Below are 24,945 nucleotides of genomic sequence, written 5' to 3' on the forward strand. Positions count from 1 at the left end.
CAAGCAGTATTGGGGGGGATTTCGAGAATTCCTGGTCCGGTAATTCGAAGAGTGGTTCCGTTGACGCTGGCAGTGACAGTTGCGGCGGCACCGGTGATGCTGGCGGTGCCGGCCGACGGCGCCGCGGGCGGGAACCTGTACGTCGTCCAGGGCCTGCCCGGGCGGTCGCTCGACATCAGCATCGACGGCCGCACGGTGGCCACCGGGGTGGCGACGACGAAGATCGTCGGGCCTTTCGGGGTTGCTGCGGGCAAGCGAATGCTCACTGCCCGACAGGGCGGAAAAGTAGTGATTCAGCGCGAGGTCTCGGTCGGGTCCGGGGCCAGTGTCGACGCCGTCGTCCACCTGCCGGTCTCGCCCACGGGTGCGCCGGTGCTGACGTCGTACGTGAACAAGCTGAGCGCCATCCCGAAGGACAAGGCCGCCCTGCGGGTCGCGCACGACGCGGCGGTCGGACCGGCCGACATCCGGGTGAACGGAAAGGTCGCGTTCGCGAATGTGGCGAACGGAGAATCGCTCGAGGCGGTGGTGCCGGCGGCTACCTACAAGGTGGACATCGTGCCGGCCGGCGCGACTTCACCTGTTGTTCTCGGTCCGTTGGATCTGCCGGCCCAGGCCGGATATCTGACCCGGGTGTTCGCAGTCGGTAATCCGAATGCGAAGACGATGAATGTCGCACTCGGCACGATCAAGCTGCCGGCCACGGGTTCGGGGACACCCGGGCTGGTGGACACCGGGACCGGCGGTGAGGCGGCGGAGCTGAACCAGGCGCACAGCTCCACCACCAACGGCCTCTGGGTCGTGGTCGTCCTGGCCGGTCTGATGGCCGCAGTGGTGACGGTCCGGAAGGTGGTCCGTCGCTGAGGAAGCTCCTGCTCGTACTGATGCTGTGCTGCGCGGGCCTGGAGGGGTGCGCTGCGCAGACAGCTGGTTCCGTGCCAGACCCCGGGACGGACGGCGGCACCCCAACGTCGTCGTCCGTTCCGGCTACTCCTGGTGACGTCCCCGGGTTCGCTCCGCAGATCGATCCCGGGGGCACGCCGTCTCCGGTGGAGACCGATCCGACGTCCGCACCGCCGGCCAGAATCGGTACGCCGGCGCCGAGTCAGCGGATCTGGTTCGTGCCATCCCAGGTGGTGCTACCGGGTGGGGCGAAGGCTCCGGTGGTGCCCGCCAGCACGGTCAACTCCGAGCTGAAGGTCCCTGAGCAAGGTGACCGCGTCGGTTGGTGGGACGGTGGGGCTCAGGCCGGTGACCCGTTCGGGTCCGTGGTGCTGGCCGGCCATGTCGACACCAAGACCGATGGGATCGGCTACTTTGCTCGTCTGCTCCGCATCAAGCCGGGTGAGCTCGTCGTACTACATGGCTCCGGCCACACCGCGACGTACCGGGTGAGCTCGGTCGTCTCGGTGCCGAAGAACGCTCTCGCTACCCGTAGTGGCGCCTTCGATCAGAAAGTCGACCATCGCCTGGTCCTCATCACTTGCACCGGCGCGTACGACGCATCGCGCGGCGGCTACGAGGACAATCTGGTCGTGACAGCGACCGCGGTCGGCCCGGCGCGTTGAGCCGTCCGCCGGGCACTAGGCTCGGCGGTTATGGCGAGGTATTTCGACGTGCATCCGGAGAATCCGCAGCGGCGGGCGGTCGGCCAGGTGGTGGAGCTGGTCCGCGAGGGCGGGCTGATCGCGTACCCGACCGACTCCTGCTTCGCGCTCGGCTGTCAGCTCGGAAACCGGGAGGGGATCGACCGGATCCGCGCCATCCGGCACCTGGACGATCGGCACCACTTCACGCTGGTGTGCCAGGACTTCGCGCAGCTCGGGCAGTTCGTGCACATCAGCAACGCGGTGTTCCGGTCGATCAAGGCGGCCACGCCGGGCAGCTACACCTTCATCCTGCCGGCCACGAAGGAAGTCCCGCGCCGCCTGCTCCACCCGAAGAAGAAGACGGTCGGCGTTCGCATCCCCGACCACATCGTCACGCAAGCGCTCCTCGAGGAGCTGGGTGAGCCAATGCTGTCCAGCACCCTCCTGATGCCCGACGAGGAAGAGCCCATGACCCAGGGCTGGGAGATCAAGGAGCTCCTCGACCACCAACTCGACGCGGTCGTCGACTCCGGCGACTGCGGCACCGAACCCACCACGGTCGTCGACTTCTCCGACGACGTCCCCGAGGTCGTTCGCGTCGGCGCCGGCGATCCCACGCCTTTCCAATGACCTCTTGCGATCAGCAAGATTGTGGCCGATCGTGGCTGGGTGAAGGTTAGTTAGTAACCGAGTGCACCTCACCCCGCCCCGGAGGAGCCCATGAAGCGCGTTGTGTCGGCCTTGCTGGCCGTCGTACTGATGGTGGGAGTGGCTACGCCGGCGCAGGCGTATGCGAATGCGTTCTTTCCGACGCAGAGTGCTGGGAATCGTGGCGCCGATGTGCTCGCGATTCAATACTTGCTGCAGCACAACGGGCAGTCGGTGGGTGCCGATGGAGTGTTCGGTACGACGACGACGGCCGCGGCCAAGGCGTTCCAGACCGCCAAGGGTCTCGGCGCCGATGGGATCGTGGGGCCGCAGACCTGGGGTGCGTTGGTGCCGACGATCCGGTCGGGTGACAACAACGCGGCAGTGAAGGCGTTGCAGGTCGAGTTGAACGCCAAGCGGCGGCTCAACCTGCCGGTCGACGGAGTGTTCAGTACGGCGGTCCGCGACGCGGTCGTGGCGTTCCAGTCGCACGCGGGGATCGGCGCGGACGGCATCGTCGGGCCGGTCACCTGGCGCAATCTCGCCTGGCACTACGACTACCCGGACTTCGCGGCCAACCTGTGCGACCAGGACCCCGACGGCAACGGTACGGCGGCCAACTGGGCAACGTCGGCCGCCGCCGCCCAACTGGAGCAGGCGGCCCGGTCGTTCGCGAGTACGTCGCAAGGAAAGGTCCCGTTCGGCGATGCCGGCTTCGAGCACGGTGGTGACATCCCCGGTCACGGCAGCCACGAGGTCGGGCTCGACATCGACATCTGGCCGATCCGGACCGACAGCGCGCAGTGCACCGCGGGCCGGATCACCTGGGAGTCGTCGACGTACGACCGAGCCGCGACTCGTCAACTGGTACAGGCGATCCGGGCCGCCGCGCCGGGTCACGTCCGGATCGTCTTCTTCAACGACCCGGTGCTGATCAACGAGGGCCTGACCTCCGAATGGCCCGCGCATGACAACCACCTTCACGTCCGGTTCTGCGAGAAGGTGCACCCCAATTCCCTCTACACCTGCTGACATAGTGGACCGGTGACCACACTGGACCTGTCGCCTGACGAACTGCTCACCACCACTCGCACGGTCCGCAAGCGGCTGGACCTGGAGAAGCCGGTCCCGCTCGAGCTGATCCGCGAGTGCATCGAGATCGCCCTGCAGGCGCCGTCCGGGAGCAACCGGCAGACGTGGCACTGGCTGGTGATCACGGACGCGGACAAGCGTGCGGCGATCGGGGAGTTCTACCGGCTCGCGGTGGAGAGGTACCTGGCCGGTGCCGGCGCGGCTGGGAAACTGTTCGCCGACGACCCCGTCCGCGGCCCGGTGCAGCGCCGGGTCGGCGACAGCGTGGCCTACCTGGGTGAGCGGATGGGTCAGGTCCCCGTGCTCGTGATCCCGTGCCTCGAAGCGCGGTCGCTGCCGGCGGGGAACCAGGCCGGGTTGTGGGGCTCGATCCTGCCGTCCGCCTGGAGCTACATGCTGGCCGCGCGCGCCCGCGGACTGGGGACGGCGTGGACGACCCTGCACCTGAACTACGAGCAGGAGGTCGGCGAGGTGCTCGGGCTGCCCGAGGAGGTGCGGCAGACGGTGCTGATCCCGACCGCGTACACGATCGGGACAGACTTCAAGTCCGCTCCTCGTCAGCCGCTGGACGAGGTCCTGCACCTCGACTCCTGGTAGCGGGGCTCAGGAGACGGCCATCTCCTCGATGGTCAGACCGCTGAGCACCGACCGTGGCTCGGTGACGGTCAGGTCGAGGTCCGGATCGGCGGCGGCGTCGCGGACCTTCACGAGCAACCAGTCCTCACCTGTTCTGGTGAAGGCCCACGCACCGTTCAGCTTCACACCGTGCAATTGCACCTTGAAATGCCCGCGCTCGATCGCCACCGCCGGGTCCACCGGCTGGTGGCGATCGTCACGGGTGAGATTGGTGTAGATGCCGGCATCCCACACGATCACGGCGCCGCTGCCGTACTGACTGTCCGCGATCACGCCTTCGTAGGAGGCGTACTCGAGGTCGTGATCCGTGGTGAAGACCGCGAGCCGCTTCACGGTCGGGTCCAGGGACGGTCCACGCGGGACCGCCCAGGACTTCAGGACGCCGTCGACCTCCAGCCGAACGTCGTAGTGCAGCCGCCGGGCATCATGCAGCTGCACCACGAAGATCGGCTTGGACGTCAAGCGGCTGCTGCCGTGGGTGGTTCGATGCGATCGCGCAGCCGGTCGAGGATGCCGCGGAGCAGCCGGGAGACCTGCATCTGGCTGACTCCGATCTCGGCGCCGATATCGGCCTGGGTGTGTCCTTCGATGAAGCGTAGTTCCAGGATCCTACGCTCGCGCGGCGCCAGTTCACTGAGCACCGGCTCCAGTACCGCGACGGCCTCGGTCCGCTCGAACGCGGTGTCGTCGATGTCCGCGATGGTGTCGGCCAGGTTGGCGGTCGAGTCCTCGTCGACCGGGCGGTCCAGCGATAGCACGGAGAAGCAGCCGTCCGCGGCCAGCGCGGCCTCCACTTCGTTGACCTCGGCACCTATTTCGGCGGCGAGCTCCTCCAGGGTGGGATCGCGTTGCAGGTCCTGGACCAGCTGGGGGCGTACCGCGGCGATCGATCCCTGCAGTTCCTGCAGGCGACGGGGGATCCGGACCGTCCACGAGCAGTCGCGGAAGTACCGTTTCACCTCACCCCTGATCGTCGGTACGGCGTACGCCAGGAACGGTGTGTCCGTGGTCGGGTCGTAACTGCGGGCGGCCTTGACCAGACCCAGGTACGCGACCTGGTCCAGATCGTCGGCCTCGACGCCGCGGCCGCGGAACCGGGTGGCGATGCTGTGAGCGATGCTCAGATTGAGTTCGATCGCCTCGTCCAGGAGGGACTGCCGGAGATCTTCGTCCGTCGTGGCGGCCCGCCGGCTCAGAAGGGTTCGGGTCGTCGTGTCTCTGCGCTGCTTCGGATCGGCGCCGCGCTGTTCGTCGACGGTAGTACGGGTAAGTACGGTGACCATTTTTGCTGACCTCGCGACTTTGAGTCACGGCGCGGCACATGTCTGGACCGCGGTCAGAGCTTCTTGCAGACAAACCTACCCAACGGATCGCGGCTTAAGCATGTCGCCCCCTCGGGCGCAGTAGCTTGCTCCCATGGACTGGAAGCTGGAGCTTGTGTCGGTACCGGTCGCGGACGTGGACCGGGCGAAGGCGTTCTACACCGAGAAGGTCGGTTTCAACGCCGATCACGACCACCGGGTCACCGAGGAACTGAGATTCGTTCAGCTGACGCCGCCGGGGTCGGCGTGCTCGATCGCGATCGGTTCGGGGATGCCGCAGGGGGAGCCCGGGTCGGTCCGGGGGCTGCAGATCGTCGTACCCGATGTCGCCGCCGCCCGCGCCGAGCTGGCCGGCCGCGGGGTCGAGGTGTCGGACCTGCAGGAGTTCCCGTGGGGAATCTTCGCCTTCTTCAGCGACCCCGACGGGAACACCTGGGCCCTGCAACAGCTGCCCCCGCGCGACTAGCTGTCGAAGCGGGGAAGCTGGTCGTCCGGGTTCTCCTCCGGCTGGTCCGGGTTGGAGGCCGGTTGCGACAGCGGTGAATCGTCGTCGGGGCGGGTGCCGACGGTGGTTTCTTCTTCAACGGTGGGGTCGACCAGGTCCGGCATGTCCGGATCCGGGTTGTCCGGGTTCTGGGAGTCGCCGGGCCCGACCGGCACGGGTGGGATCGGATTGGTACTCAAGATCCACCTCCTAAGTGAGATTCTTTCCGGTACCCAGGCCGCGACAACGGCACGCGGTGCGAGGTTCTCGGTCAATTCGAGTTATCGCTAACGCTGTGTCATCCGGCGGTTGTAGGGTGGCCTTTGGTTGAGTAGCCAGCCCCCAGATGTTGGCTGCCGTGTCCCTGCGAGGGCGACGATGACCGATCTTCAGCACCACCCCAGCGCAGTACGCCGCCATCCCGTGACCGCCCCTGTCCGGAAGTCAGATGCCATGTCTGTAGCCACTTCTCCGGTCCGGCCCGTTGCCGTTCAAGTCCGCATCGGCGGCCGCTGGATCGCCGGTCAGGAAGTCGGTCGCCGTACCGGCGCGGCCGGCGCCGACGAGATCCTCGTCAGCCACCACGGCCACCTGGTCTGGGTCGACCACCAGTCCGTCCGCAGCGCCTGAGCCCTGGAAAGCCCTTACACACAAGGCCTTTCAGCAAAGAGCTTTCGCAACCAGGTTGCCGATCTCAACCGCCGAGTCCGACTGAGCCGGGTCGAACAACGTCCTGGTGAGGGCGAACGCGACGCCTGACCGCGTATCGGCCCAGGCGGCACTCCCACCCATGCCCGGCAGGCCGAACGTCGTCGGACTCTCCTCGCCCGTCGACCCGAGCCGCCCGATCGCGTAGCCCATCGCCCACGAGGCGTCGTTGCCCAGCAGTTCGTCTTTCCCGGTGAAGACAGGGCCGGTGACCTCCGCGACGCGCTCCGGCCGGATCAGTCGGACGCCGTCCACCTCACCGATCAAAGCGGCGTACAGCTTCGCGATGCCGCGCGCGCTCAGGACGCCGGCGGACGGGGTCTCGGCGGCGAGGTGCTCAGTGCTGTTGCACATTGCGGCCCGGGGCATGATCGCGGGCGGAGTGACCTTGGCGAACATTCCGGCCAGCATCGCGACCGTGTCCTCGACCCCCTCCGGCTCGACCAGGGTGGCAACCCGGTGCTGCTGTTCCTTTGGCACGCTGCAGTAGACCTCGTCCGCGATCCCGAGGGGCTCCGCGATGTCCCGCAGTACGTCGGAGATCGTCCGGCCGGTCGCGCGTCGGACGATCTCGCCGACCAGGTAGCCGAACGTCTCGGCGTGGTACGTCGTTTTCGTACCGGGCTCCCACCACGGCTCGGCCGCCGCGAGGTATGACGTGATCTTCGCCCAGTCGTGCAGATCCTCGACCGTGGTGTCGGGCGCCAGCGCCGGCAGTCCGATCGAGTGCGTCAGGACATGCCGCAGGGTCGCCTTGTCCTTGCCATGCGTGGCGAACTCGGGCCAACTGTCCGCGATCGGAGCGTCGTACTCGAGGATGCCGCGGTCGACCAGGGCGTTCGCCACCGTCGCCGTCGCGCCTTTGCCGGTCGATGCGCTGTAGAAGAGTGTGTCCGAGGTGACCCCGGTGCCGGCGACGGCGTCGACGACCAGTTCGCCGTGCTGGTAGACGGCCACTTGCAGGCCGAGCTCGGTGGCGGCCAGCTCGTCGAGTCGCTGCTGCACCTGATCCTGGAGGTTCGTCACGTTGGTCATCCTGTCTCTGTGAGTGGACCTTCACGAACAGGTCGGAGCTCAGCCTGAGGCTTTGACACGGCTTCGTTCCGTAGTCTCGTGCCGTGGAACTGCGGCAGTTGGAGTACTTCGTGGCGGTGGCGCATGAGCGTAGCTTCACGCTGGCGGCTCGGCGGCTGCATGTGGTGCAGAGTGCGGTGAGTGCCGCGATCGCCGCGCTCGAACGGGATCTCAAGGTCACGCTGTTCGAGCGCAGTGCGCAGCGGGTGGTGTTGACGGAGGCCGGTACGGCGTTGCTGCCGGAGGCGCTGGCCGTGATGGACGCCGTCCAGGGTGCTCGTGACGTCGTCGACGAACTCGGTGCGGGGATGCGCGGTTCCGTCCGGGTCGGACTGCTGCCCGGCCTCGGGCTGGTCGACCTGCCGGCGGCGGCCGGTGAGTTCCGGCGGCGGTACCCGAACGTCGAGCTGCAGCTGCGGGTCGAACCCGAAGGCTCGGCCGGTGTCATCGTCGGTCTGCGCAACGGCGACATCGACATCGGCTTCCTCGGCATCGCGGCCGGCAGTGCGCCGCGCGAGCTGACCACCTGGGAGTTGCTCCGAGTCCCGCAGGTGCTGGCCGTCCCGGTCGGGCATCGATTGGCCCGGCGGCGGTCGGTGACGCTCGCCGACCTGGCCGACGAAGCGTTCGTGGACTTCCCGCCCGGCTTCGGCACCCGGACCCTGATCGACCAGAAGTTCGAGGCGGCCGGTCTCGAACGGCAGGTCGTGGTCGAGGCGCTCGGGATCGAGAACGGCGTCCAGTTCGTCACCCACGGCGTCGGTCTCGGCGTCCTGCCCGCGTACGCCGTCCAGGGCATCGACGCGATCCGGGTGGTCCGGATCGCCGACGAGTCCTTCCAGTGGTCGCTCTACATGGCCACGCTGAAGAAGCGGAAACCGACCGCCGCGCTCCGGGCGCTGCTCGGCCTGGTCAGCACCCATCTCCGGCAGCCTCCCGGGACCGAACTCGGACAGGACTTGGATCAACAGAATTGATTTACCTATCGACTTGAGTCGTTGGACTTGATCCATCGCCCGCAGCAAGATTTTGGTGTCAGCACGAAGCACCAAGATCTGAAGGAGCAGGGCGATGACCGAGAACAACACCACCGGCCGGGTCGCGATCGTCACCGGCGGTTCGAGCGGAATCGGCCGCGAGGCCGCGACCCGGCTGGGCCAGGACGGCTACGCGGTGGTGATCGGGTACGCCGGGAACCAGGCCGCAGCCGAGGAAGCCGTCAAGGAGGTCGAGCAGGCCGGCGGCCGGGCGATCGCGGTCCAGGCCGACGTCGCCGACGAGACCGCGGTGGCGGCCCTGTTCGACCGGGCCGAGCAGGAGTTCGGCGGCATCGATGTGGTCGTGAACGCGGCCGGCATCATGCCGCTGGCGCCGCTGGCCGACCTCGACCTCGAGGTGTTCGACCGCGTCGTCCGGACCAACCTGCGCGGCACCTTCGTGGTCGACCAGCAGGCAGTACGCCGGGTGCGCAGCGGCGGCGCGATCGTGAACGTCTCCAGCTCCCTCACCAAGCTGGCCCGGCCGAACTACTCCGCCTACTCCGCCACCAAGGGCGGCGTCGAGGCGATCACGCTGATCCTGGCCCGCGAGCTGCGCGGCCGCGACGTCACTGTCAACACCGTCGCCCCCGGCCCGACCGCGACCGCCCTGTTCTTCGAGGGCAAGTCGCAGGAGCTGATCGACCGGATCACCGCCGAGCCGCCGCTGGAGCGCCTCGGGCAGCCGTCCGACATCGCCGAGATCATCGCCTTCCTGGCCGGTCCGGCCCGCTGGATCAACGGCCAGGTCATCTACGCCAACGGCGGCTCGGCCGCCTGACAACCCCTTGAGCTGAAAGGAAAACCATCATGAGCAAGACAGTGTTGATCAGCGGCTCGTCCAGCGGTTTCGGCGCCCTCACCGCCCGAGCCCTCGCCGACGCCGGTCACATCGTGTACGCCGGGATGCGCGACCTCTCCGGCCGGAACGCGACCGCCGCGGCCGACGCCAAGCAGTACGCGAGCGAGCACAAGGTGGACCTCCGCCCGGTCGAGCTCGACATCAGCTCGGACGCCTCCGCCCAGCAGGCCGTCGACACCGTGATCAGTGAGCAGGGGCACCTCGACGTACTGATTCACAACGCCGGGCACATGGTTACCGGACCGGCCGAGGCGTTCACGCCCGAGCAGCTCGCCGAGCTGTACGACACCAACGTGCTCGGCACGCAGCGGCTGAACCGGGCCGCGTTGCCGAAGCTTCGCGCGCAGCAGGACGGACTGCTGCTGTGGGTCGGCAGCTCGAGCACGCGCGGTGGCACCCCGCCGTACCTGGCTCCGTACTTCGCGGCGAAGGCGGCGATGGACGCGCTCGCGCAGAGCTACGCGCTGGAGGTGGCGCGGTTCGGGATCGAGAGCACGATCGTCGTACCGGGTGCGTTCACCCACGGGACCAACCACTTCGCGCACAGCGGCTCGCCGGCCGACGCGGACGTGGTCGCGGCGTACGAGACGAAGTACGCCGGACTGATGGAACAGGTCAGCCAGAAGCTTGCCGAGCTCGAGCCGGAGTGGGCCGACGTGGCCGAGGTGGCCAAGGCGATCGTGACCGTGGTCGACACCGCGAAGGGCCGGCGGCCGTTCCGGGTGCACATCGATCCGTCCGACGACGGCGCGGCCGTGGTGAACGCGGTCGCCGACCGGGTCCGCACCGAACTCCTCCGCCGGATCGGCCTCGAGGACCTGCTCCACCCGGCGGCATGAGCAGTACTGATGCCACGCCTCCGGCGCGGCGGGTCATGGGGCTTTGACTCCCGGCCTTCCCTCGTCACTCCAGTCGCTCCGCTCCCTCCGCTCCTCCGTCCAGGCCGGGAGGCCCCATGACCGGCTTGATCGACGTCCACTCGCACTTCCTGCTGCCGGAGTACGTCGCCGCAGCGGAACGGGCCGGGCATCTCCGTCCAGACGGGATGCCCGGCTGGCCCGGGTGGACCGTCCAGAAGCACCTGGACCTGATGGATCGGAACGAGATCGCCACTGCCTTGTTGTCGGTCTCGTCGCCCGGTGTGCATTTCGGCGACGACTTCCGGGCGCAGGTACTTGCGCGGCGAGTCAACGAGAGTGCGGCCGAGCTGGGCCGGGACCACCCCGGCCGGTTCGGGTTCTTCGCCAGTCTGCCGTTGCCGGATGTCCAGGGCGCGTTGGTGGAGTTGGAGTACGCGTACGACGTGTTGCACGCGGATGGCGTCGTACTGATGAGCAATGCGGGTGGACTGTATCCGGGTGAGCCGTCGTGGGAGCCACTGTGGCGGGCACTGAACGACAGGTCGGCCGTGGTGCTGTTGCATCCGACGTCGCCACCGCAGTGGCGTCAGGTGGCGCTGGACCGGCCGCGGCCGATGATCGAGTTCCTGTTCGACAGCGCTCGGGCGGTCACCGATCTGGCGTTGACCGGGATCTTCACGCGGTACCCGGACATCCAGTTCGTCGTCGCGCATGGCGGCGTACTGCCCCTGCTCGGCGATCGGCTCGACCACTTCCGTCGTACCTTCGCCCCGGACAGCCTGCCCAGCGTCACGCCGCAGCTGGACAACCTCTGGTACGACGTCGCCGGTACGCCGGACGCCGTCATGGGGGATCGGGTGCTGTACGGGAGTGACTACTGCTTCACGCCGGCTGACGCGGTCGGGCGGCAGTTCGCCGCGCTGGATGCCCGTTCCGGCGACTGGCGGGAGCGTGTTCGGGCGAACGCCGAGCGTCTCGCCGGGGCCAAATCGCGTCGTAAAGTTGCGATGTGAGCGATGACGGCGCGAATGTCGCCGATATCTTCGCAAAGCTCGCCCTCGAGCTGCACGAGGAGGTCGGTGTCGGTGAGACGGTCGATGCGGTGGTGCAGTTCGCCCTGCACGCGGTGAGCTGTACGCACGCCGGTGTGCAGCTGACTCAGCGCGGCGGGCAATGGGAGACCATCACCGCGACGGATCCGTTGGTCGAGGAGTCCGACCGGCTGCAGGCGGAGCTGGGTGAGGGGCCCTCCACCGACGTGGTCGCCGAGCGCGACACCATCCTCATCCCTGACACCGCGACCGACCCACGCTGGCCACTCTGGGCGCCGAAGGTCGCCGCCCTCGGGTTGCGCAGTGTGCTCAGCGTCCGGCTGGCAACCAGCGGGAGCACGATCGGTGTCCTGCAACTCTTCAACACCGAGCCCTACGCCTTCGAGCCGGACGACGACGCGGTCGCCCACATCCTCGCCCGGCACGCCTCCGTCGCGTTGGCCAACGCCCGCCAGGAAGCCTCGCTCTGGCAGGCGATCGACGCCCGCAAGCTGGTCGGCCAGGCCCAGGGCATCCTGATGGAACGCTTCGACATCGACAGCGACCAGGCCTTCGCCATCCTCCGCCGCTACTCCCAGGACCACAACATCAAGCTCCGCGACGTGGCCCAACGCCTGATCGACACCCGCAAGCTCCCTGACTAGCGGCGCGTCCCGGATGACGTGAGAGACCCCGGCGGGCCCTGACAGCTCCGCCGGGGTGGCTGTTGCTCTCTCAACAGCCACCGGATCGTACGCGGTGAGCCCTGTCCTGAGGAGGGCTCGTCTCAGAAAAAGACTGCGGGTGGTGATCGGATGCTGACAGTGCGGGACTATTGTTGGCTCTTGCAACCACATAGGGCTGGGTGAGGACGCGCCGGCCGTTTCCGCCCCGGGGCCGAGGCGAGTGCCGAGGAGCGGGAGATCCGCCACCGCATCGCTGAACTGGAGGCCGTCGAGCAACGCCTTCTCGGAACCATCCGCGACGGCCTGTCCGCCACCCCGGTGCCCCACCGGGCTGCCAACGGCTACCCCGAGCCCGAACGCCAACCCTTCGGCTGACGGTGTCGGCAGTGGATGGCATGCTCTCGACTCAAGGGACACCGATCGAGCGAGGAGTGCCGTGGGGCCGTGGGACGTGGATCAGGTGCTGGCGTTGGCGCCGGATCCTGCGTCTGCCAAGTCAGCCCAGGCCCAGGCCCGTACGACGAAGTGGCCGGAGACCGGTAGCTCGGAGCGGGCGGTGTGGGGGCTGTGTCAGGGGAGCGGCAAACAGCCGTATCAGACCACGGTCGATCTGAGCGGTCCGGCGTACAAGTGCTCCTGTCCGAGCCGGAAGTTCCCGTGCAAGCACGCGCTCGGGCTGTTGTTGCTCTGGGCGACGGGCGAGGTCCGGCCCGGCGATGAGCCGGAGTGGGCGAAGTCCTGGGTGGATCAGCGTGCGGCCCGCGCCGAACGTCCGGAACGCAAGCCGGGTGAAGTCGCCGACCCGTTGGCGGCTCAGCAGCGCGCGTCGAGGCGAGCCGATCGAGTGTCCGCCGGTCTGGCCGAGCTGGCGAGTTGGCTCGACGACCAGGTCCGGCAGGGGCTCGGCGGGTTCGACCAGCGGGCGTACAGCGAGCTGAGTCGGCTGGCTGCGCGCATGGTGGATGCCCAGGCGCCAGGCGTTGCCGGAGCGGTACGGCGTGCAGCCGGTGTCGTCGGACGTGGACACGGCTGGCCCGGCGAACTGCTGGAGGAACTTTCACTCATCCACTTGATCGTCTCCGCCCATTCCCGGCTGGCCGAGCTGCCACCGTCACTCGCCGACACTGTGCAGTCGAGGATCGGCTGGACCGTCGAGACCGCGCGGGTGCTGGCCGAGGGAGAGAAGGTGGAGGACGACTGGCTGGTGCTCGGTCGGGTGATCGAACCCGACGACCGGCTGACCGTCCGGCGCGTGTGGTTGCGCGGGGCAACAACCGGCCGGCTCGGCCTGATCCTCAACTTCGCCGCCGCCGGACGTCCGCTCGATCCACTGCCGGCCCGGCCGGGCGAGTACGTCCCTGCCGCGCTCTCCTTCTACCCCGGCGCTCTCCCGATGCGCGCCTTCCTCACCCAGACCGCCCCACGCCTGCCCGCACCCCGGCCCACCGGATTCACGGCGCGACAGGCCTTGGCGTCGTACGTCGAATCCGTCGCCGCGGACCCGTGGAACGAACGCTGGCCGCTGGTCCTGCAGGACGTCCGCCCAGCCGCGTACGGCGAGGGCTGGGCGCTGGTGGACGCATCAGGCGATGGACTCGAAATCCTGCCCGGCGTGGATCCGTTGAAGCTGCTCGCGGTGTCGGCCGGTGATCCGGTCACGGTCGCCGGTGAGTGGAACCGGGCCGGGTTCCGCCCGATGACGTGCTGGCACGGGGACAGGCCGGTGATCCTGTGAAGGGCTGGGACGGGCTGGTCAGTTCGGCGCTACTCGGGACCGAACGACGGCCGGTGCATTTCGAGGAGTTGCCTGAGCACATCCAGGAGCGGCTGGGTGAGGGCGGTCTGCTGGACGCGGCCGCGCTGGCGACCGTCTACAAACGGGCGGGCCGCACGCCGTTGCGCGAGCTCGAACCGTTGCCCGCGGCTCCTGGTGAGGATCGTCCGTTGCCCCGGCCGGTCGCCATCCGTCGGTTGGCCGCGATGCTCGGCGGATTCCAGACGCCGGCGCTTGGTGAGTGGTTGCGTGCCGCCGATGCCAAGGGTTGGGGAGTGCCGCCGGAGCACCTGCCGGCGTTGGCCGACTATGCGCGCAATCGCGCGGAGTACCGGCCGCTTGTCGTCACCGCGGCCGGCCGGCGCGCGACCTGGCTGGCCGATCTCAATCCTGAGTGGAAGTTCCTGCACGCAGCGGTTGCTCTCAGCAATGACCCCGAACTGTGGACACATGGCAACTCGCTCCAGCGACGCACCTGGCTGCAGACGACGCGACAGCAGGATCCCGCCGCCGCACTCGAGGCACTGCGGGAGGTCTGGCCGACCGAGTCGGCAGCGACCCGGACCGAGTTCCTCGGCTTGCTGGCCGATGGATTGTCCTTGGACGACGAGGAGTTCCTCGAGGCGGCGCTCGACGACCGTGCCAAGGACGTCCGCCGGGGTGCCGCCCAGTTGCTCGCCCGGATCCCGGGATCGCGGTACGGCGACCGGATGGCTGAACGGATGTGGTCGCATCTGGTCGTCAGCCAAGGCGTGCTGGCGGTCGACCTGCCGAAGCGTCTCAGTGCGTCGATGGAACGGGACGGCATCGACTCCCAGAACCCGGAGGGGATCGGCAAACGCGCCTGGTGGTTCATCCAGATCATCGCGAACACCCCGATCGGCGAGCTGGACCCGGCCTGGCTGGCCATGCCGGTGGAGGGTTGCGCGCCGGAGATCCTGCAGTCCGCCTGGGCGGAGGCCGCCGTACGAGAGAAGTCGGAGCCCTGGGCACGAGAGTTGCTGAAGGCACATGCTTCGACCGGCAGCCGGAGTGCGGCCGAATTGCTGCGGGTGCTGCCTGCTGACGAATGGGTCCGGGCAGTGACCGCGTTGAAGGACACCATTGACCTGACCGAGTTGGTCGGCGGCCTGCCCGTGCCGTGGCCGGCCTCGCTCGGTTCGATGATCCTGGACCAGTTGGCCGTGGCCGGGACCGCGCGAGGCTGGGCCCGGTTGGCCAGTATCGCGGCGCGCGCGGTGCCGGCCGACGTACTGAACCATCCGATCACCCGCGAGCCGACCGGCGAGGAAGACACCTGGCGCCGCCGGCTGGTGGAGACCCTGATCTTCCGCCGTGAAATGTACGAGGAGCTCTCATGACCACTGAGGTACTGCGGCCGCACGCCGAGACCGAGTACGCCGGCGAACTCGAGGCGCTGGCCGCGACGGACGACCGCCCGCGACCGCCTGCGTGGCAGCTCTCGCCGGCCGCGGTCGTCACCTACCTCCTGGGCGGGCGGGCCGGTGACATGGAGATCTCACCCAAGTACGTCGGTCCGCGCCGGCTGGTCGAGGTCGCGGTCGCCACGCTCGCGACGGACCGGGCGCTGCTGCTCCTCGGCGTGCCCGGTACGGCGAAGACGTGGGTCAGTGAGCATCTCGCGGCCGCGATCAGTGGTGACTCGACCCTGCTCGTGCAAGGTACGGCGGGCACGGCCGAGGAGTCGATCCGCTACGGCTGGAACTACGCGCAGTTGATTGCCCAAGGCCCCAGTGAGGCGGCGCTGGTGCCGAGTCCGGTGCAGCGGGCGATGACGGAGGCGAAGATCGCCCGGATCGAGGAGCTGACCCGGATGCCGTCCGACGTGCAGGACGCGCTCATCACGATCCTGTCCGAGAAGACGCTGCCGATCTCCGAGCTGGGCACGGAAGTCCAGGCCCGCAAGGGTTTCAACGTCATCGCCACGGCCAACGATCGCGACAAGGGCGTCAACGAACTGTCCAGCGCCCTGAGGCGACGGTTCAACACCGTCGTCCTGCCGCTGCCCGACTCGGCCGACGACGAGGTGGAGATCGTCTCCCGCCGGGTGGCGCAACTCGGCTCCGCGCTCGAGTTGCCGCAACCGGACGACGCGCTGGACGAGATCCGCCGGGTGGTGACGATCTTCCGCGAACTGCGCTCCGGCCGGACCGAGGACGGCCGTACCGCGGTGAAGTCGCCGTCCGCCACCCTCTCCACCGCCGAGGCGATCAGCGTCGTCACCGGCGGCATCGCACTCGCCGCCCACTTCGGCGACGGCGTCCTGCGCCCCACCGATGTGGCCGGCGGCATCCTCGGCGCCGTCGTCAAAGACCCGTCCGCCGACCGCGTGGTGTGGTCGGAATACCTGGAAACCGTCGTCCGCGAACGAGACGACTGGGCCCCCTTCTACCGAGCCTGCCGAGAAATCAGCGGATGACCGTTCACCTGCTGGGGATTCGGCACCACGGGCCGGGGTCGGCTCGGGCGGTGGCGGCTGCGCTTGCCGAGGTTCAGCCGGATGTGGTGCTGATCGAGGGGCCGCCGGAGGCCGACAAGGTGGTTGAGCTGGCCGGGTCGGAGGAGATGGCGCCGCCGGTCGCGTTGCTCGCCTATGCGGTGGACGACTCGACCCGGGCCGCGTTCTGGCCGTTCGCGGTGTTCAGCCCCGAGTGGCAGGCGATCGAGTACGCCTTGTCGGCCGGCGTACCGGTGCGGTTCTGCGATCTTCCGGCCGCGCATCAGTTCGCCTCCTCCGGTGGCGACGGCCGGCGCGGGTTGTCGATCGATCCGCTGGCCACGTTGGCGAACGCGGGTGGGTACGACGATCCCGAGCGCTGGTGGGACGACGTGATCGAGTCCCGGCGCGAGGGGGCCGAGCCGTTCACGGTGATCGCTGACGCGATGCGGGAGCTCCGGCACGGCGAGGAGGCGGCTGGCCGCGAGGCGCAGCGCGAGGCGTACATGAGGACGGTCCTGCGGAAGGCCCTCCGCGAGGGGTTCGAGCGGATCGCGGTGATCTGCGGTGCGTGGCATGTCCCGGCGCTGGAGGCACCGTTGCCCCCGGCAACACACGACCAACGGATCCTGAAGGGCCTGCCGAAGCGCAAGGTCGCCTGCACGTGGGTCCCGTGGACGCACGGCCGGCTGGCGGCGACGAGCGGGTACGGCGCCGGGATCACCTCACCTGGTTGGTATCACCACCTGTTCACCGCGCCGGACCAGATCACCGCGCGATGGTTGTCGAAGGTGGCACGGGTCCTGCGGGAGGAAGATCTGCCCGTCTCCAGCGCGCACGTGATCGAAGCGGTCCGGCTCGCGGACACCCTGGCTGCGCTGCGGGAACGTCCGCTGGCCGGCCTGAGCGAGGTCACCGAGGCGACCCGGGCGGTGCTCTGCAACGGGAACGACGTACTCCTTGATCTTGTCACCCGGGAAGCTGTGGTCGGTGAGCTCCTCGGGTCGGTGCCCGGTGAGACGCCACAGGCGCCGGTCGCGGCGGACCTGGCGGCGCAGGCGCGGCGGCTCCGGATGCGGCGGGACGCGACCGAGCGGGTGATCGAGCTCGACCTGCGCAAGCCGAACGACCTGGAGAAGTCGCGACTGCTGCACCGGTTGCGGATTCTCGGTGTGCACTGGGGTGTGCCGGCCGCCGACGAGCGACGGGCGCAGGGCACGTTCCGCGAGATGTGGCGGCTCGCCTGGGATCCGGGGCTCGAGGTCGAACTGGTCGCCGCCGGTGCCCACGGTACGACGGTGCTCGGCGCAGCGACGACCGTGATGCTGCGCGTCGCGGACGAGTCGTCGACCTTGGCCGATGTGACCGCGGCGTTGGAGAAATCGCTGCTGGCCGACCTCGCGGACGCGTTGCCCGAGTTGCTGCGTGGCGTCGACACCCGCGCGGCGGCGGATGCCGATGTCGGTCACCTGATGGCGGCGTTACCGGCCCTGGCGCGATCCTCGCGGTACGGCGATGTGCGGAGTACCGACACGGCCGGGCTGGCCTCGGTTGCCGGGCGGATGGTGTCCCGGGTGTGCGCCGGTCTCGGCCGGACTGTGCACGGACTCGACCCGGATGCGGCGGCCGCCGTACTGGAACTGATCGACGGGGTGCAGGACGCGACCGCCTTGCTGGACGAGGCGGTGCGGGCGGAGTGGCTGGCAACGCTGGAGGGGTTGAGCGACCGGACGTCGGTTCCACCGTTGATCCGTGGACGGTTGACCCGGTTGATGCTCGACACGTCGCGGCTGCCGGATCATGAGGTCGCGTTGCGGCTAGGGCGCGCGTTGTCGCCTGGTACGGCGACCGCCGATGCGGCTGGGTACGTCGAGGGCTTCCTGGCCGGCGGTGGGTTGTTGCTCGTGCACGACGAACGGCTGCTGGCGTTGGTGGATGCGTGGCTGGCGGCGATCCCGGACGACGCGTTCGTGGAGGTGCTGCCGCTGCTTCGCCGTACGTTCGGGACGTTCGCCTCGCCGGAGCGGCGGTCGATCGGCACGCGCGCCCGTGCGCTGGGTGATCCGTCGGCGGTGGTGGTTGCTGATGACGACGACCTCGACGCCGAGCTGGCCGCGTCCGTGCTGCCTGTCGTCGCGCAGCTGTTGGGGGTGTCATGAACGACGAACGGATGCGCCGCTGGCGGCTCGTCCTCGGCAGTGAAGCCGATGCGGAGACTGGTACGACGCTGTCCGCCGAGGATCGGTCGGTCGACGCGGCGTTGGCTGCGCTGTACGACGGGACACCTGGTGAGTCGGGGACGCAGCGGTCGGCCGGATTGGGGTCGTCGGCGCCGCGGGTGGCGCGGTGGCTTGGCGACATCCGGCAGTACTTCCCGAGCACGGTCGTGCAGGTGATGCAGCGGGACGCGGTCGAGCGGCTCGGCATCACCCGGATGCTGATGGAGCCGGAGCTGCTCGGCGCGGTCGAGCCCGACGTACATCTCGTGAGCACACTGCTTGCTTTGAATGAGGTGATGCCGGAGGAGACCAAGCAGACCGCGCGAGAGGTGGTCGGCCGGGTCGTCGCCGAACTGGAGGCCCGCCTGGCCGAGCGCACCCGGGCCGCGGTCACCGGCGCCCTCGACCGGGCTGGGCGGACCGGTCGTCCGCGGCACTCTGACATCGACTGGGACCGGACCATCCGGGCCAACCTCAAACACTTCTCGCCGGCCCTCGGCACCATCGTCCCGGACCGGCTGGTCGGGTACGCGCGGCGGAATCACAGCGTCCAGCGGGACATCGTGCTGGCCATCGACCAGTCCGGCTCGATGGCCGAGTCGGTCGTGTACGCGTCGCTGTTCGGTGCGGTGCTCGGGTCGATCCGGACGCTGCGGACCAGCCTGGTCGTGTTCGACACCGCTGTGGTCGACCTGACCGATCAGCTGGAGGATCCGGTCGACGTACTGTTCGGGACGCAACTCGGCGGCGGCACGGACATCAACCGCGCGCTCGCGTACTGCGAGGAGCTTGTCACCAAGCCCGCCGAGACCGTGATGGTGCTGATCTCCGATCTCTACGAGGGTGGCGTCCGCGAGGACATGCTGCGCCGGGCCCGCTCGCTGGTCGAATCCGGCGTCCAGCTCATCGCCCTGCTGGCGCTGGCCGACTCCGGCACCCCGTCGTACGACGCCGAGAACGCCGCCGCCCTCGTCGACCTCGGCGTACCCACCTTCGCCTGCACCCCCGACCTCTTCCCGGACCTGATGGCCGCCGCCATCCGCCACGAAGACATCACCGGCTGGGCCGCCACCAATGTGCTGGGAAGTAACTGACCGCCGGAGCTGTTGCTGGTCGACATGACAACGGTTGAGCTGACACGCTTCCGGGTGCGACCGGAGCAGGTCGAGGAACTACTGGCCGCACGCCCGGACATGCTGAAGGACTTCGCCGCCGACCGCGCCGGCTTCCTCGGCGCCCGCCTGGTCCGGCTGCCGAACGATGAATGGCTCGACATCGTCGAGTGGGCCGGCCCGGAGGACTTCGCCGTCTCCCGCGAGAAGGGCCCCAACCACCCCGGCATCGCCCGCTTCTTCGCAGCCATCGACTCCCTCGTCACCGCCGAGGAGGGCACCCTTGCAGACTGAGCGGCTGGTGGCAGACTGCTGATATGAGCGAGCCTGTTCGGGTGATTCGGGCCGGGGAGTTGGTCGCTGCCGATCCGACGCCGGGGATGTTCCGCACCCGGGCGTTCGAGTTGCCGATCCTGTGGGCCGGTCAGGTCGTGACGGCCCCGGGCGCCGTGTCCGGCTGGCACCATCACGACCGGAACGAGTCGAGCCTGTACATCGTCTCGGGTGTGCTCCGAATGGAGTTCGAGGGGTACGACGACTACCTGGACGCCGTGGCAGGCGACTTCGTCCACGTCCCGTCGTTCACCGTGCACCGCGAAAGCAACCCGACCGACGAACCCTCGATCGCCATCATCGCCCGCGCCGGCGGCGGAATCCCCACAGTCAATGTGGACGCGCCACCCGGCTTCTCGGAGGGTTAGTCGGCCAGCTCGAGGATGTCGATTGGGGTGTTGGGGTCGGCTTCAGCGAAGCGGAGGGCCCAGTGGACGGCCTCGGCCTTGGTCTCGACGCGGATGATCGAGACGCCGGCGATCAGTTCCTTGGTCTCAGCGAACGGGCCGTCGACGACGCGGGGCTCCTCACCGGGTGTCGGGAAGGTGATCCGGGCGCCGCGCGAGCTCGGCATCAGGCCCTCGGCGGCGAGCAGTACGCCGGCCTGCCGCATCTCCTCGAGGACGGCGTCCGCGCGGGCCAGCATGTCCGGGTCCGGCGGGTTGCCCGCCTCCAGGTTGTCGTTGGTCTTGTGAAGCAGCATGTACCGCATAGGCAGACCCTAGCGCCGGTCCAGTGCGTCCCAGAACGCTGACGGGATCTCATAGTCCATCCACGCCGCGACCTCGGTGATCTCCTGCGGGCTGCGCGCCCCGACCACCATGGTCGGTACGGCGGGGTGCGCGAGCGGGAACTGGACCGCGGCGGCCAGCAACGGCACGTCGTACCGGCGAGACAGCTCGCGCAGCCGATCAATTCGTCGTACGACCTCTGGTGCTGCTTGCGGCGCACTCTGCGCCAGTACGCCGCCCTGGAACACCCCGGCCGCGATCACAGCCACGCCGAGCTTCTCGCAGAGCGGCAGGAGCTCGTCAGCGCCCGACTGGTCGAGCAACGAGTAACGACCGGCGAGCAAGATGCAGTCCGGGCCGGCTGACCCCGTGTCCCGGAGGAAACGCGCAGCGACGTCCGCGTGGTTCACCCCCAGCGAGATCGCCCGGATGGTCCCGCGCCCGCGCAGCTCGGTCAGAGCACGCAGAGCCTCGGTCGACGCGGTCAGGTAGTCGAGATCGGGGTCGTGGATGTGCAGGATGTCGATCCGGTCGATGCCCATCCGCTCCAGGCTCTCCTCGAACGACCGCATCACCGCGCCGTACGAGTAGTCGAGCCGCGGCCCCAGACCGGCCGGCGGCTCGGCCCAGATCGGCTGGATGTCCGGACCGCCCGGCTCGATCAGCCGGCCGACCTTGCTGCAGAGCACGAACCGGTCCCGCGGCCGCCCGCGCAGCGCGAGCCCGGCCCGCTGCTCCGACAGGCCGTAGCCGTAGACCGGCGCGGTGTCGAACAGCCGGATGCCGAGATCCCAGGCGCGGTCGATGGTCGCGATGGCCTGCGACTCCGGCACGGCGGCGAACATGCCCCCGATCGAGGCGAGCCCGAGACCCAGCCTGCTCACCCGCAGCCCCGTCCGGCCCAGCTCCACACTCCGCATGCGGCCGACCCTAGAAGTCGCCGCCGACACTTCCGCGCGAGGTGCGGAAGCGGCACTATGCGGAGATGGGTGAGATCGCGGAGCGGTACCGTCGGCGGGCCGAGGCGTTCGAGCGGAAAGTCGCCGCGGTACGGCCGGAGCAGTGGGACAACCAGTCGCCGTGCGAGAAGTGGACGGCCAAGGACGTGGTCGACCACATCGTGATGATGCACGGGTACATGCTGATGCCGGTCGCCCGGAAGCTGGAGCCGGCCGACGACCCGCTGACCGCGTTCCAGGAGGCCCGTGCGGCGGTCGAGGACGTGCTCGACGACCCCGTGCTCGCCCTGACCGAGACCGACACCCCGGCCGGCCAACTGACGGCCGAGCAGAACATCGATCAGGTGGTCTCCGACGACCTGGTGCTGCACGGCTGGGACCTGGCCCGCGCGACCGGTCAGGACGAGACGATGGACCCGGTCGACGTGGAGCGCCTGTGGGCCAGTACGGCGGCCATCCCCGCGGACGTGATGGAGAAGTACCGCACGCCGGGCGCTTTCGGTGAAGGTGTCGAGGTCTTTGGCGCCGAGGTCAAGGTCCCGCCGGACGCTCCGCTCCAGGACCGCCTACTCGGCCTGATCGGCCGCCAGCCGTAGATTGCTCGGCGCGTAGTACGCCTCCGGCGTCGAGCACAGCGGTGCGCTCGTCAGCTGGGTCGGTTTGGTCATCAGCAGAGCGTGGCCGCTGGTGATGGGCCGCTCGAGGTACTCGTGTCCCGGGAGGTTGGCCACGGCGGTACGGCAGCCGAGCGCCATCCCCTCGAAGAGCGCGGTCGTGGACACGCCGACCTGGTACGTCGCCGCGGCCAGGAGCTCGAGAGTGCTGCCCTCGGTGGACAGCCGGACGCCGGAAGGGATCGTGTAGTCGGACGCCCGCTCACTCGGATGCAGCCGGAAGACAACGTCCAGCGTCGGGTCCTCCTTGGCGACCGACTCCGCGACGTGCAGCAGCTCGGCGCCGATGGTGCCCTGAGACAGGAAGACGGCCAGCCGCGGATCCTTCCTCTCGGCCTTTGGCAGGTACGACGCGCCGACCACAGCCGTGCTCATCCCAGCCGGAAGGTCGGCGACATCGGTCCAGTACGACCCGAAGCACCACAGTTCGTCCGGCTGGTCGGCCACCGCCGGACGACCCGGATAGCTGTAGCCGAGGTGGAACTGGCTGATCGCACCGTGCTGGAGCTCGATCACGCGAATGCCCAGGTCGCGGGCCGCGCCGACGATGTGCTGGTGGAAGTACCCGACCACGACGTAGACCGTCTCGATCCGGTGCTTCCGCAGCAGCCTGCGATAGAGCGCCCGCAACCTTTGGTGTTTGGGCACCTCCCGCGCCAGCAGCGCGCCGACCGGCACCGAGACGCCGGTCAGTTCCCTCAACGCGGTGCTGATGCCGCGGTCGTCCACCTGGCGTTTGTGCACCGCTCCAGCGGCTGAGGTGAAGAAGTCGAGGTTCCGGCTGCCTGGGAGCGGTGTTCCGTTGATACCCGAGTCCAGGATCAGCGCCTGGGTACCGAGCGCTTTCCGGAGCTCGTCGGTGTAGATCTCGACACCGCCCGGTTTCCGCGGGTGCGGGACGACCAGAGCGTCGTACGAGCCGAGGAACGGGTTGCGGGTGACCAGTCCGGTCACGTGCCGGGCCACGAGTCGCGCTTTGTCGTACGGCGTACGTCGTACCGGGTGGGCGGCGCCGTGGATGCCGGTGCGCCGGGTCAACTCATGGAAGATGCGCATCCGGATGACGGGCCACGGGCTAACGCCGTCGATCCGCCAGTCGAGCAGACTCAGCTCCCGCTCCACCTGCCAGATCGCCCGGCACAGGCCCGCCACCGTCGGCTCCGTGCCGTTCCCGGTACTCGTCATGGTTGATCCCTACTATCCCCGCGAGACTGCCGACGCCCGAGAAGAACCGCCGGACTGCCTTCAGCAGGTGCGTCTTCCGGCCGAGCAACAGCCCGGCGAGGGCGAACCCGATCGCCGAGACCACCCGGGCCGAAGCATAGGCCAGCACGAGCAGATAGCTCACCGCGCCGGGCCGGATCAGCAGCCGGCTGATGGTGTCGCCGCTGCCGGACCGGAACGCCCGCCGGACCAGCCAGCGCAGTGTGGTCCGCGCGGCCGGCACCTCCTCGGCGATGCACGCCTCCTCGCACCACACGATCCGGAACCCGGCCCGGTGCACCCGGAGGAAGAAGTGCAGGTCGCTGGAGCCGGTGTAGCGGAACGCGGGATGAAAGCCGGGCGTGACCGCGTGGTAGACCCGTCGGCTGACCAGGGTGTTGTTCGTGTACGCCTTGCGCAGTTCCTCGCCGGTGGTGTGCTTGCCGGTCGAGTCGTGGACGTCGCTGTAGTGGTTCCAGGGCGGCGCGCCGGGCGGCAGGTTGCCCTTGACCGGACCGGTGACAACGTCGGCGCCTGACGTCTCCCACGCGTGCAGCAGCGTCGCCAGCCAGTTGGGCGGCGCCACCTCGTCGTCGTCCACGAAAACGAGCGCGTCGTCGTTCCAGCACAGCTCGACCGACTTCTCCCGGGCGAACGGGATCCCCGGCTCCGGCTCGACCACGGATTCGATCGGGTACGGCGTACCTTTCCCGAACTCCTCGACCACCCGCGCCGCCGACCCGTCCGCGTCGTTGTCCACCACCACGATCCGAATCACGTAATCCCCGTCCGCGGGGAGTTCCTGGGCCTGCAGGCTGGTCAGCAGAGCGCGCAACAGAGCAGGTCGCCGGAAGGTGATTACCGCAATGGCGACGCTGGTGCTCATGGCGCCCGAGACTATCGGTCGTGTCCAACCCCGGGCCATCCGGTGTACCTGCAGGTACGTACAAATTCACACCCCGGAAACACCACAAGGGCAGGCCGCCGCCTCCGGCTGGTGAGGTTTCCGGTTGTGATCCCCGCGAAGCGGACACCGCTCCGCGGCGGCTGCTCTCCCGGCCGCCTCCGGCGGCAGCTGCGGATGATTCACGGGCCGCTGTGATCGGCGCGGTCGGATGTGAAACGCGGGCAATGCACACGGCCGACGGCCACGCCGGATCATTTCGCCGCCTCCGGCGCCGACTGGGGACGCGGAACAACGCGACGGGCGCTTGGGATGTGGACGTCGGCAAGGACACTGCCTCCGACGGCAACTGACATTCGGCTGTCTCCGGCGGCGCTGCTGAGTCGGGTGAAACGTGTTGGTGGATGAGTGATCGCACGGCAGGTCGGCACCTCTTCGCGCCGGGTTCGTGCTGGGGCCTTGACCCTGGTTCTTGGACACGCTGATTCCAGCCATCGGCTGGGGAAGCGAGATGATCAGGACCATGGCCCGCAAGAACTATTCCGAGGA

The 24,945-nt window shown here is 68.8% G+C and carries 28 protein-coding genes; 20 read left to right on the forward strand and 8 right to left on the reverse strand.

Annotation, left to right across the window (positions count from 1 at the left end; translation table 11 throughout):
• Positions 1–51: 51 nt before the first annotated feature.
• The 5 genes from ACGFIF_RS34045 to ACGFIF_RS34065 all read left to right on the forward strand — a co-directional run bounded on the left by ACGFIF_RS34045 (position 52) and on the right by ACGFIF_RS34065 (position 3,926).
• Positions 52–864 carry a DUF4397 domain-containing protein gene (locus ACGFIF_RS34045; RefSeq protein ID WP_393160194.1) on the forward strand — a complete coding sequence of 271 codons (813 nt, stop codon included), beginning with the start codon at positions 52–54 and terminating at the stop codon, positions 862–864.
• Positions 865–935: 71 nt separating this feature from the next.
• The gene (locus tag ACGFIF_RS34050; protein ID WP_393160195.1) at positions 936–1,568 is read left to right on the forward strand and encodes a sortase domain-bontaining protein; all 633 of its coding nucleotides are present in this window, start codon (positions 936–938) and stop codon (positions 1,566–1,568) included.
• A 30-nt stretch (positions 1,569–1,598) separates the two neighbouring features.
• Complete coding sequence (locus tag ACGFIF_RS34055; protein WP_393160196.1) at positions 1,599–2,219, forward strand: L-threonylcarbamoyladenylate synthase; 621 nt, start codon at positions 1,599–1,601, stop codon at positions 2,217–2,219.
• Between the two features lie 90 nt (positions 2,220–2,309).
• Complete coding sequence (locus ACGFIF_RS34060) at positions 2,310–3,269, forward strand: penicillin-insensitive murein endopeptidase (RefSeq protein WP_393160197.1); 960 nt, start codon at positions 2,310–2,312, stop codon at positions 3,267–3,269.
• Between the two features lie 12 nt (positions 3,270–3,281).
• Positions 3,282–3,926: a nitroreductase family protein gene (locus tag ACGFIF_RS34065; RefSeq protein WP_393160198.1), complete on the forward strand. Its 645-nt coding sequence runs from the start codon at positions 3,282–3,284 to the stop codon at positions 3,924–3,926.
• A 6-nt stretch (positions 3,927–3,932) separates the two neighbouring features.
• Here the strand turns inward: ACGFIF_RS34065 and ACGFIF_RS34070 are convergent, their stop codons facing one another.
• On the reverse strand, positions 3,933–4,427 hold the full coding sequence (locus ACGFIF_RS34070; protein ID WP_393160199.1) for a DNA polymerase ligase N-terminal domain-containing protein: 495 nt from the start codon (positions 4,425–4,427) through the stop codon (positions 3,933–3,935).
• Positions 4,424–5,248 (reverse strand): SigB/SigF/SigG family RNA polymerase sigma factor, encoded by an 825-nt coding sequence (locus ACGFIF_RS34075; protein ID WP_393160200.1) that lies wholly within the window; start codon positions 5,246–5,248, stop codon positions 4,424–4,426. Before ACGFIF_RS34075 ends, ACGFIF_RS34070 begins: the two co-directional genes overlap by 4 nt.
• A 133-nt stretch (positions 5,249–5,381) precedes the next feature.
• Between ACGFIF_RS34075 and ACGFIF_RS34080 the strand changes: the two genes are divergently transcribed.
• Positions 5,382–5,753 (forward strand): VOC family protein, encoded by a 372-nt coding sequence (locus ACGFIF_RS34080; protein WP_393160201.1) that lies wholly within the window; start codon positions 5,382–5,384, stop codon positions 5,751–5,753.
• Here the strand turns inward: ACGFIF_RS34080 and ACGFIF_RS34085 are convergent.
• Positions 5,750–5,971, reverse strand: a complete 222-nt coding sequence (locus ACGFIF_RS34085) for a hypothetical protein (protein ID WP_393160202.1) — start codon at positions 5,969–5,971, stop codon at positions 5,750–5,752. The genes ACGFIF_RS34080 and ACGFIF_RS34085 overlap by 4 nt on opposite strands.
• A 253-nt stretch (positions 5,972–6,224) precedes the next feature.
• On the opposite strand from ACGFIF_RS34085, the gene ACGFIF_RS34090 reads away from it, so the two are divergent.
• Positions 6,225–6,401 carry a hypothetical protein gene (locus ACGFIF_RS34090; RefSeq protein WP_393160203.1) on the forward strand — a complete coding sequence of 59 codons (177 nt, stop codon included), beginning with the start codon at positions 6,225–6,227 and terminating at the stop codon, positions 6,399–6,401.
• A 30-nt stretch (positions 6,402–6,431) separates the two neighbouring features.
• Here ACGFIF_RS34090 and ACGFIF_RS34095 read toward each other — a convergent pair whose 3' ends face one another.
• On the reverse strand, positions 6,432–7,514 hold the full coding sequence (locus tag ACGFIF_RS34095) for a serine hydrolase domain-containing protein (protein ID WP_393160204.1): 1,083 nt from the start codon (positions 7,512–7,514) through the stop codon (positions 6,432–6,434).
• An 83-nt stretch (positions 7,515–7,597) separates the two neighbouring features.
• Between ACGFIF_RS34095 and ACGFIF_RS34100 the strand changes: the two genes are divergently transcribed.
• The 12 genes from ACGFIF_RS34100 (at position 7,598) to ACGFIF_RS34155 (ending at position 20,293) form a co-directional block, all read left to right on the forward strand.
• Entirely contained in the window at positions 7,598–8,530 is a 933-nt protein-coding gene (locus ACGFIF_RS34100; protein WP_393160205.1) for a LysR family transcriptional regulator, read from the forward strand.
• Between the two features lie 94 nt (positions 8,531–8,624).
• On the forward strand, positions 8,625–9,371 hold the full coding sequence (locus ACGFIF_RS34105) for an SDR family oxidoreductase (protein WP_393160206.1): 747 nt from the start codon (positions 8,625–8,627) through the stop codon (positions 9,369–9,371).
• A gap of 29 nt (positions 9,372–9,400) precedes the next feature.
• The gene (locus tag ACGFIF_RS34110) at positions 9,401–10,291 is read left to right on the forward strand and encodes an SDR family oxidoreductase (protein WP_393160207.1); all 891 of its coding nucleotides are present in this window, start codon (positions 9,401–9,403) and stop codon (positions 10,289–10,291) included.
• Between the two features lie 116 nt (positions 10,292–10,407).
• The gene (locus ACGFIF_RS34115; protein WP_393160208.1) at positions 10,408–11,325 is read left to right on the forward strand and encodes an amidohydrolase family protein; all 918 of its coding nucleotides are present in this window, start codon (positions 10,408–10,410) and stop codon (positions 11,323–11,325) included.
• Positions 11,322–12,008, forward strand: a complete 687-nt coding sequence (locus ACGFIF_RS34120) for a GAF and ANTAR domain-containing protein (protein ID WP_393160209.1) — start codon at positions 11,322–11,324, stop codon at positions 12,006–12,008. The genes ACGFIF_RS34115 and ACGFIF_RS34120 overlap by 4 nt, the downstream gene beginning before the upstream one ends.
• 457 nt (positions 12,009–12,465) lie before the next feature.
• A complete protein-coding gene (locus ACGFIF_RS34125; protein ID WP_393160210.1) occupies positions 12,466–13,764 on the forward strand; it encodes an SWIM zinc finger family protein in 1,299 nt (432 codons plus the stop codon).
• Entirely contained in the window at positions 13,761–15,164 is a 1,404-nt protein-coding gene (locus ACGFIF_RS34130; RefSeq protein ID WP_393160211.1) for a DUF5691 domain-containing protein, read from the forward strand. Before ACGFIF_RS34125 ends, ACGFIF_RS34130 begins: the two co-directional genes overlap by 4 nt.
• On the forward strand, positions 15,161–16,243 hold the full coding sequence (locus ACGFIF_RS34135; protein ID WP_393160212.1) for an AAA family ATPase: 1,083 nt from the start codon (positions 15,161–15,163) through the stop codon (positions 16,241–16,243). Before ACGFIF_RS34130 ends, ACGFIF_RS34135 begins: the two co-directional genes overlap by 4 nt.
• Positions 16,240–18,420 carry a DUF5682 family protein gene (locus ACGFIF_RS34140; RefSeq protein WP_393160213.1) on the forward strand — a complete coding sequence of 727 codons (2,181 nt, stop codon included), beginning with the start codon at positions 16,240–16,242 and terminating at the stop codon, positions 18,418–18,420. The genes ACGFIF_RS34135 and ACGFIF_RS34140 overlap by 4 nt, the downstream gene beginning before the upstream one ends.
• A complete protein-coding gene (locus tag ACGFIF_RS34145) occupies positions 18,417–19,574 on the forward strand; it encodes a VWA domain-containing protein (RefSeq protein WP_393160214.1) in 1,158 nt (385 codons plus the stop codon). Before ACGFIF_RS34140 ends, ACGFIF_RS34145 begins: the two co-directional genes overlap by 4 nt.
• A gap of 24 nt (positions 19,575–19,598) precedes the next feature.
• Positions 19,599–19,886 carry an antibiotic biosynthesis monooxygenase gene (locus tag ACGFIF_RS34150; RefSeq protein ID WP_393160215.1) on the forward strand — a complete coding sequence of 96 codons (288 nt, stop codon included), beginning with the start codon at positions 19,599–19,601 and terminating at the stop codon, positions 19,884–19,886.
• Between the two features lie 23 nt (positions 19,887–19,909).
• Positions 19,910–20,293: a cupin domain-containing protein gene (locus tag ACGFIF_RS34155; protein ID WP_393160216.1), complete on the forward strand. Its 384-nt coding sequence runs from the start codon at positions 19,910–19,912 to the stop codon at positions 20,291–20,293.
• On the opposite strand, the gene ACGFIF_RS34160 is transcribed toward ACGFIF_RS34155, so the two are convergent.
• A complete protein-coding gene (locus ACGFIF_RS34160; RefSeq protein WP_393160217.1) occupies positions 20,290–20,637 on the reverse strand; it encodes a YciI family protein in 348 nt (115 codons plus the stop codon). The two genes, ACGFIF_RS34155 and ACGFIF_RS34160, sit on opposite strands and share 4 nt — an antisense overlap.
• Positions 20,638–20,646: 9 nt before the next feature.
• Entirely contained in the window at positions 20,647–21,576 is a 930-nt protein-coding gene (locus ACGFIF_RS34165; RefSeq protein ID WP_393160218.1) for an aldo/keto reductase, read from the reverse strand.
• 65 nt (positions 21,577–21,641) lie between these two features.
• Between ACGFIF_RS34165 and ACGFIF_RS34170 the strand changes: the two genes are divergently transcribed.
• Positions 21,642–22,211, forward strand: coding sequence for a TIGR03086 family metal-binding protein (locus ACGFIF_RS34170; protein ID WP_393160219.1), 570 nt, complete (start codon positions 21,642–21,644; stop codon positions 22,209–22,211).
• On the opposite strand, the gene ACGFIF_RS34175 is transcribed toward ACGFIF_RS34170, so the two are convergent.
• Together ACGFIF_RS34175 and ACGFIF_RS34180 are read right to left on the reverse strand one after the other, a co-directional pair.
• Positions 22,182–23,474, reverse strand: a complete 1,293-nt coding sequence (locus tag ACGFIF_RS34175) for a hypothetical protein (RefSeq protein ID WP_393160220.1) — start codon at positions 23,472–23,474, stop codon at positions 22,182–22,184. The genes ACGFIF_RS34170 and ACGFIF_RS34175 overlap by 30 nt on opposite strands.
• Positions 23,365–24,378: a glycosyltransferase gene (locus tag ACGFIF_RS34180; protein ID WP_393160221.1), complete on the reverse strand. Its 1,014-nt coding sequence runs from the start codon at positions 24,376–24,378 to the stop codon at positions 23,365–23,367. The genes ACGFIF_RS34175 and ACGFIF_RS34180 overlap by 110 nt, the downstream gene beginning before the upstream one ends.
• Positions 24,379–24,945: the final 567 nt, after the last annotated feature.

The sequence above is a fragment of the Kribbella sp. NPDC049174 genome, assembly GCF_043197365.1.
GTDB lineage: Bacteria > Actinomycetota > Actinomycetes > Propionibacteriales > Kribbellaceae > Kribbella.